7 protein-coding genes are annotated in these 6,690 nt (G+C 25.7%); 5 read left to right on the top strand and 2 right to left on the bottom strand.

Annotation, left to right across the window (positions count from 1 at the left end; genetic code table 11):
• Window positions 1-154 precede the first annotated feature (154 nt).
• The 3 genes from IAA47_09760 (at window position 155) to IAA47_09750 (ending at window position 1,480) form a co-directional block, all read left to right on the top strand.
• On the top strand, window positions 155-397 hold the full coding sequence (locus IAA47_09760) for a hypothetical protein (GenBank protein ID MBU3843246.1): 243 nt from the start codon (window positions 155-157) through the stop codon (window positions 395-397).
• A gap of 17 nt (window positions 398-414) precedes the next feature.
• Entirely contained in the window at window positions 415-939 is a 525-nt protein-coding gene (locus tag IAA47_09755; protein ID MBU3843245.1) for a hypothetical protein, read from the top strand.
• A gap of 97 nt (window positions 940-1,036) precedes the next feature.
• Window positions 1,037-1,480 (top strand): hypothetical protein, encoded by a 444-nt coding sequence (locus tag IAA47_09750; protein ID MBU3843244.1) that lies wholly within the window; start codon window positions 1,037-1,039, stop codon window positions 1,478-1,480.
• Here the strand turns inward: IAA47_09750 and IAA47_09745 are convergent, their stop codons facing one another.
• A complete protein-coding gene (locus IAA47_09745; protein ID MBU3843243.1) occupies window positions 1,481-2,065 on the bottom strand; it encodes a hypothetical protein in 585 nt (194 codons plus the stop codon).
• Between the two features lie 586 nt (window positions 2,066-2,651).
• Between IAA47_09745 and IAA47_09740 the strand changes: the two genes are divergently transcribed.
• Both IAA47_09740 and IAA47_09735 read left to right on the top strand, forming a co-directional pair.
• Window positions 2,652-2,840 (top strand): hypothetical protein, encoded by a 189-nt coding sequence (locus IAA47_09740; GenBank protein ID MBU3843242.1) that lies wholly within the window; start codon window positions 2,652-2,654, stop codon window positions 2,838-2,840.
• A gap of 109 nt (window positions 2,841-2,949) precedes the next feature.
• Window positions 2,950-5,463 (top strand): autotransporter domain-containing protein, encoded by a 2,514-nt coding sequence (locus IAA47_09735; GenBank protein MBU3843241.1) that lies wholly within the window; start codon window positions 2,950-2,952, stop codon window positions 5,461-5,463.
• Between the two features lie 105 nt (window positions 5,464-5,568).
• Here the strand turns inward: IAA47_09735 and aroF are convergent, their stop codons facing one another.
• On the bottom strand, window positions 5,569-6,579 hold the full coding sequence (gene aroF, locus IAA47_09730; GenBank protein MBU3843240.1) for a 3-deoxy-7-phosphoheptulonate synthase: 1,011 nt from the start codon (window positions 6,577-6,579) through the stop codon (window positions 5,569-5,571).
• Window positions 6,580-6,690: the final 111 nt, after the last annotated feature.

Here is a 6,690-nt window from a genome sequence, read left to right as displayed (position 1 = left end):
AGACATAGTTAGTAACTACTCCTTTTCTTATTGTATTTCCCTCAAAATGAGGGAGGAAAAATAATCTTTGACAAATTATTATACTACAAAGGATTAGGAGTGGTTTACATAGATTTAAGTTAACAGAAACATTTTAAAATTCAGGGGGCAAAGAATGGAAAAATATAATTCAAATGATATAGCAAAAGCAACAGAAAAATTATACAAAGATTTAGATTTAGAGTTAAGTGGGAAAAAACCACTTGATTTATTTCCTAAATTATACGACCAATATGAACTAAATAAAAAAGTAAATAGAAAAACAGGAGTAACAACTTTTGCACAATTTTCCTGTAGTATGAAGATAGCAGATATAGATTTTTTAGTAAAAAATGGATATTTGAAAAAATTATCATAACATATATGAGGGCTTGAATGGAAGAAAAATCTTTAGATTTTTTCTTTCATCAAGTCCAACGGGGGTGTGGGTGCTCCCACAAGTTCAGAGGAAAGTTAAAAAGGAGTTTAGAAATGGAAGTCAAGATGTATTTTTTATATGGGAATAATACTTTTAAAAATCATGCAAAATCTAAAGATTTAATTGATTTAGTAATATATTCAACTGATAAAAGTGATGAAGAATTAGATAAATTTTATCTCAATGATTCAAATTGGAAGCTAATATTATCAAATAATCAAGCTTGGATTTGGAAAACAGATAATCAAGAGTTAATGGAAATTTCGATTAAAACTCTTACTTTTAAACCCAAAAAAAGGTGTATTAAATATAAATCCTTTAGTTCAATAGAAAAAAAGTATTTAAAAGAACCATATACACTTGATGAAATTGTAGAATGCTTAGAATTTGAAAATTCTAAAATAAAAGAAAAAGTAAAAGATATATTAGAAATGTCAGGAAGTACTAATTTTTATATAGCTTTATGGATACAAAATTGTTAATTTTTCATTTTTAAAGATGATAAAGATATAAAAAAGTAATGATATTTATTATTACTGCTTTGTATTTCATTGTAAGTAATCAGAGTTAGGAGGGAGAATGGAAGATATTAATATATGGTTTTCTTATAATTTTAATGGTGTAAAAAGTCATGCAAGATATAAAGAATATACTAATATTTTAATTTATAAATACAAGATTGAAGAAAAAAAATATATGGATTTTTTATGTGATGAATTAAATTGGATTTTAATATTATCACTAAAGAAATTTTGGTTATGGAAGCCAGATGTAAAAGAATTAGTAGAATTAAATATTAAAGATATAAGACTTTTTTTAGGTTATCCTAGCTATCAATCAAATAAAGAATTTAGTTTTAGTAATGAAGCTAAAATAATAGAGAAATATTTATCTTCTCCTTTAAGCATAGAAGAGATTTTAAAAATACTTAATATTCAAGATTCATTTAAAAAAGATGAAGTAGAAAAAAAACTAGCAATAGATAGTAAATTTTTTATTGCTAGTTGGGTACAAAATATTTAACTACTTTTTTAAATTAATAATTAAAACTCGTTCTTTAGCAGGGTTATGTGTAAATTGAGCTGTTTTATTATTGTCTTTTAAAAATTTAATTTGCTGATTATTTATATTATAATTATTCTTTAATTTTTCTTCTATAAGTGGGGACATTCTAGCAGTAGTTAATCTCCAAAAGTATGGTTTATCCATTTTAAAATTAGGAAAATTATTTATAAAAGTATTGTAACTATTCTCTACTTCTCTAATATTTGAAGAAGCATAATTAACTTGATTATTTAAGATTTTTTCTTTGACATCTTCAAAAAATGAAGAAGGTTTAGGAGAAATTTCAAGGAAGTATCTAAAAATTTCTCTAGGAATAGAAGTTATTAAGAATACATCATTATGAAAATAAAGAGGTTTAGAAATAATAACATTATTAATATCAGCATTGAAAACAAACATATCCTTTCCATTTTTTATTAAGGTTGGCTTATAAAAAAAGAATATGTGAAAATTATTATATAAAAAATCAAATCTTAAAATTTCTCTATTAATTTTAAAGTACTCTTTTTTTAAAATAGATAAAACATTTTCAAAATTTATCATAAAAGAACCCTTTCTTTACTTTTTTTTAATTATATCATATTAATAAAAAAATAAGCAATATTTAAGAGGAGAAACTATGAGAAAAATGATGGTAGATATGAAGTATATGATGAAAATAAATTGATTGAAAGAGGAAAATATAAAGAAGGAAAAAAAGATATGCTCTAGGTAGCATATTATAAAAATGGAAAGATTAAATCTCAAAAATTTTATCATAATGGGGAACTTGATGGAGTCTTTAATCTTTATGACAAAAATGGAAAAATAGTTATAAGAGGGAATTTTTTAGAAAATAAAAGAGTAGGGGAATGGGAACTATATAGATTTTTTTCTAAGTAAAAATTATTTTGAAATATTGTATTTTTATGATATAATTATAGAAAATAAAATATATTAGGAAACTCAGAAACGAGAAACTGTAACCCTAGATTTATCAAAGTTTTTAATTTGGTAGTCTAGGGTATTTTTTATTTGATTTATCTAGTATAGTTATTTTTATAGAAAAAATCTTGACATTTTAAAGAAAAAGTAGTACAAACAATTAACGACAAATAACGACGTTAAAAAAGAAAGTGGAGGATTAATTATGAAAGATATAGTTCATAAGAAATTCAAGCTTTCTTCTTCTGGAAGTGGGAGTAAAAGTTGGAGATTAAATATTCCTTCAAAATATGTTGATGATATGAAATTAAAAGATGGAGATACTATCATTATTACATATGACTGGGAGAAAAAATCTTTAGAAGTAAAACGACTAGAAGAAGAAAAAGAATAAAAAATCCCCCACGACAATGTCATAGGGGTAGTACTATATAATAGTACGTGGCAAGTATATTATATAGTATATATCCTAAAATTTCAATTAAAAATGGGAGGAAGAAAATATGAATAAACTACAAAATGTAGAAAAATTTTTAAAAAGAGGTTTAAAAAACAAAGTAAAATTAAGTCTTGCTACAATGGTTGCATTTATGATTACAGGAGTAGTAACTTATTCAGCAGAGAGTAATTTTATAGAAAAAGATGATGGGAATACGGAAGTATTATTAATCTTAAACGGTAATTTTGGAAGTTCTGACAATAAGAAAGTAGAAAATATTGGAACATTTATTTCTGATGACAAACCAGTGAAACCTTCTATACCATGGATTCCTATCAATCCAAGTATTCCTGTAACACCAGCAGATAATACTATAACAATAACAGAGAATAAAAATACTACTGAAACAGCTTTTACAGTAGAAAAAGATAAAAAAATAGTTATAAATAATGGAGTAACAGTTACAGTAACATCAGATGTAAAAGCAGTAAATAAAGGTACAGGAATTTCTCCAGATTGGCAATATGATAAAATAGTAGCAGGAATAGTTAATAATGGTGGAATTGCAGAAAATAATGGAACTATTGATATACAAGGTTCAGTTGACACAGAAATAGGAGATAATGGAGATACTGTAAAAACAGGAGAAGGATATGGTGTATATCAAACATCAGGAACTTTTACAAATAATGGTACTATAAAAATCCAAGGAAATGGATTTGATGGCGACGGAGATAAATCCTTTGAAACTAAAGGAGGAGTTGGAGTATATGTTGCAGGAGGAACAGCAACAAATAATGGTACTATCACAGCTAATGGTTCATTTAATCTTACAGATGGTAGTATAGGACTTCCAATGGGAATAGGAATGAAAGCAGTAGATGGAGCTATTGTAAATGGAGGATTAATAGAAAATCAACATTTCTCAATGTATGTTGAAGGAAAAGGAACAGCAACAAATAATGGTACTATCAATACTGAATTATTTGGACTTGTAGCAATTGATGGAGGAAATGCAATAAATAATGGTACTATTAATGCTTGGTTTGATAAAACAGGAGAAGCAGGAAAAGGATTATTTGCAAGTTCATATAAAGGAATTACTACAACTATAACTAACTCTGAAACAGGAGTAGTATATGGTTCAGTAACAGCAGAAGGAACAGGAGCAACAGTAATAAATAATGGTACTATTTATGGAGAGAAAATAGAAGCTAATAAAGGAACAATAGTAAATAATGGTACTATAACAGGAGAAGCAACAAAACCTGTTATAAATGTAGATGGTGGAAAGTTTATTCAAGGAGGAAATGGAAAACTAGAAGCTGATACCTTCAACGGAGATATTTATATCTCTGGAACAGTTGCAAATAACAACTTTAATGATGCTATTGTTAAAGAAGATAGTATAATAGTAGATAACTTAAATGGAGAAGTTAAATCAGATTCATTTATGTTCAATGCTAAGTTAGATGTAAATGACGTAGTTTTAGTAAGAAAAGACTTCCATGAACTTACTAATAAATCTGAAATAGCTGATTTCCTAGAAGGAGCTTATGACCCAAGTGCTTGGGAAAATGTATATTTAGTTGACTTATTAAATAATTACCAATATATAACTAATGCTAATGACTTTTATAAAGCAACAAATGCGACTTTTGGTAATGATTTATTACCTAACTTATCTAAACAAACATTAGATATGATAAAAGTAAATAAGACTTTATTAGTAGATAATATCTTTAATGTAGACACTAATAAAGATTTAAGAGTAATTGGAGGGGCTAATTATTCTAATAAAGATGTAGATTCTACAAATTTATCAGGATATGATATGACAATATCACAAGTATTTTTTGGAGCTGATAAAGCTATATCAGATAATCAAAGATTAGGAGCAGTTATTAATGTAGGTAAATTAGAAGCTGATTTTGATTTCAATAATGCTAATAGAGAAGATACTTTTGGACAATTAAACTTATACTCTATCTATCAAAAAGATAATTTAAAAATAGTAAATAATCTATTTGGAGGAATGAGTACAGGAGATTATAATAGAACTCTAGCTTTCCAAAATATATATAGTGAAAGCGATTCAGATTTACATACTAATTATTTTGGATTGAATAATATGGTAAGTTACAAAATACCATTAGATTCATTCTATATTACACCAAAAGCAGAGCTTAACTTTACTTATATGAGTGCTGATGGAATAGATGAAAGTGGAAGATATGGTCTTAAATCTAGTGATATGAATACTAATTCAATTGAAGGTGTAATAGGAGTAGAATTAGGAAAAGATATTATATTTGATAATAACCTAAAACTAACTTTAAAAACTTATGGAAATATAAACCATGAGTTTGGAGAACCTAATAAAGAAATGGAGGTTAAATTCAAAAATGTAACAGGAAATAGCATTAAATTAGACAAATATGATAATGATGATACTACATTTGATTTAGGAGTAAAAGCAGAATTAGGAACAGATAGCATAAAAGGATATGTACAATATAACTATAATTCAGATGTAGATGAAAACACAATTTCATCAGGAATTTTATATAAATTTTAAGGAAATAACAATTCTAAAATATAGTAGTAAATTTTTTATAAATTCAATAGTAGCTTTCTTTATATATTAAAGAAAGCTACTATTGTGAAGTAGATTTAAAATATTTTATTTTAAAGATTCTTTTAGTTTTAATATTTTCTCTAAATTTTTTGAAAGTTTTTTTAATTCATTAAAGGTTAAAGATTGTTCTCCATCGGAAATAGCATATTTTGGATTTTCATGTACTTCTATCATAGCTCCATCAGCTCCTGCTATTATAGCTGCCAATGTTACAGGTTCTACTAAACTTCTTTTTCCAGTTCCATGGCTTGCATCTATTATTATAGGGAGATGACTTTCTTCTTTAATTAATGGAATTGCATTTATATCTACTGTATTTCGTGTACTTGTTTCAAATGTTCTTATTCCTCTTTCACAAAGAATTATTTCATTATTTCCATATGCCATAAGATATTCAGCTGCCATAAGAAAATCTTTTATAGTAGCACTCATGCCTCTTTTTAACATTATAGGTTTTCCACATTGTCCTAACATTTTTAGAAGACTAAAATTTTGCATATTTCTTGCTCCTACTTGTAAAATATCAGCATATTTTTTAACTAGAGGAATATCCATAGTATCCATCACTTCAGTTACTACTAACATATCATATTTATCAGCAGCTTCTCTGATATATTTTAATCCTTCTTCTCCTAATCCTTGAAAATCATATGGAGATGTACGAGGTTTAAAAGCTCCTCCTCTTAAAACTTGAGCACCTGATTTTTTTGCAATTTCAGCTATTTGCATTATAGAGTTTTTACTTTCAATAGTACAAGGTCCAACCATAAATAAAAAATTTTTTCCACCTATCTTCTTTCCCTTTATATTTATAATAGTATCTTCTTGTTGAAATTCTCTACTCACAAATTTATATTTTTTTTCAAGGGGAACTACACCTTTTACTCCACTAAAAGATAAAAGTTTATCAATATCAATATATTTTTTATTTTTAATTATTCCTATTTTTAATGTATTATTTTTAGAAAAAATATATTTTAAATTATTTTTTTTTAGAAATTTGATTATTTTTTGTATTTCTATTTCTTTTATATTTTTTTCAAGTTTTATATACATTTTTCTACTCCTTATAATTTAGATTTCAGTTGTTCTTTTTAAAATATTCTCTAGTGTCTTTAGTATAACAAAATTTTTTTATTATTTGAATAATTTTTTATTAATAATATA

Source organism: Candidatus Fusobacterium pullicola, assembly GCA_018883725.1.
In the GTDB taxonomy this organism is placed as follows: domain Bacteria; phylum Fusobacteriota; class Fusobacteriia; order Fusobacteriales; family Fusobacteriaceae; genus Fusobacterium_A; species Fusobacterium_A pullicola.
The sequence above is the reverse complement of the archived record's forward strand: the minus strand, read 5'-3'. Positions and strand labels throughout refer to the sequence as shown.

Bases quoted from the DNA above. Each gene is read 5' to 3' on its own strand.
- IAA47_09760 (MBU3843246.1), top strand. From the start codon at position 155: ATGGAAAAATATAATTCAAATGATATAGCAAAAGCAACAGAAAAATTA.
- IAA47_09755 (MBU3843245.1), top strand. From the start codon at position 415: ATGGAAGAAAAATCTTTAGATTTTTTCTTTCATCAAGTCCAACGGGGG.
- IAA47_09750 (MBU3843244.1), top strand. From the start codon at position 1,037: ATGGAAGATATTAATATATGGTTTTCTTATAATTTTAATGGTGTAAAA.
- IAA47_09745 (MBU3843243.1), bottom strand. From the start codon at position 2,065: ATGATAAATTTTGAAAATGTTTTATCTATTTTAAAAAAAGAGTACTTT.
- IAA47_09740 (MBU3843242.1), top strand. From the start codon at position 2,652: ATGAAAGATATAGTTCATAAGAAATTCAAGCTTTCTTCTTCTGGAAGT.
- IAA47_09735 (MBU3843241.1), top strand. From the start codon at position 2,950: ATGAATAAACTACAAAATGTAGAAAAATTTTTAAAAAGAGGTTTAAAA.
- aroF (MBU3843240.1), bottom strand. From the start codon at position 6,579: ATGTATATAAAACTTGAAAAAAATATAAAAGAAATAGAAATACAAAAA.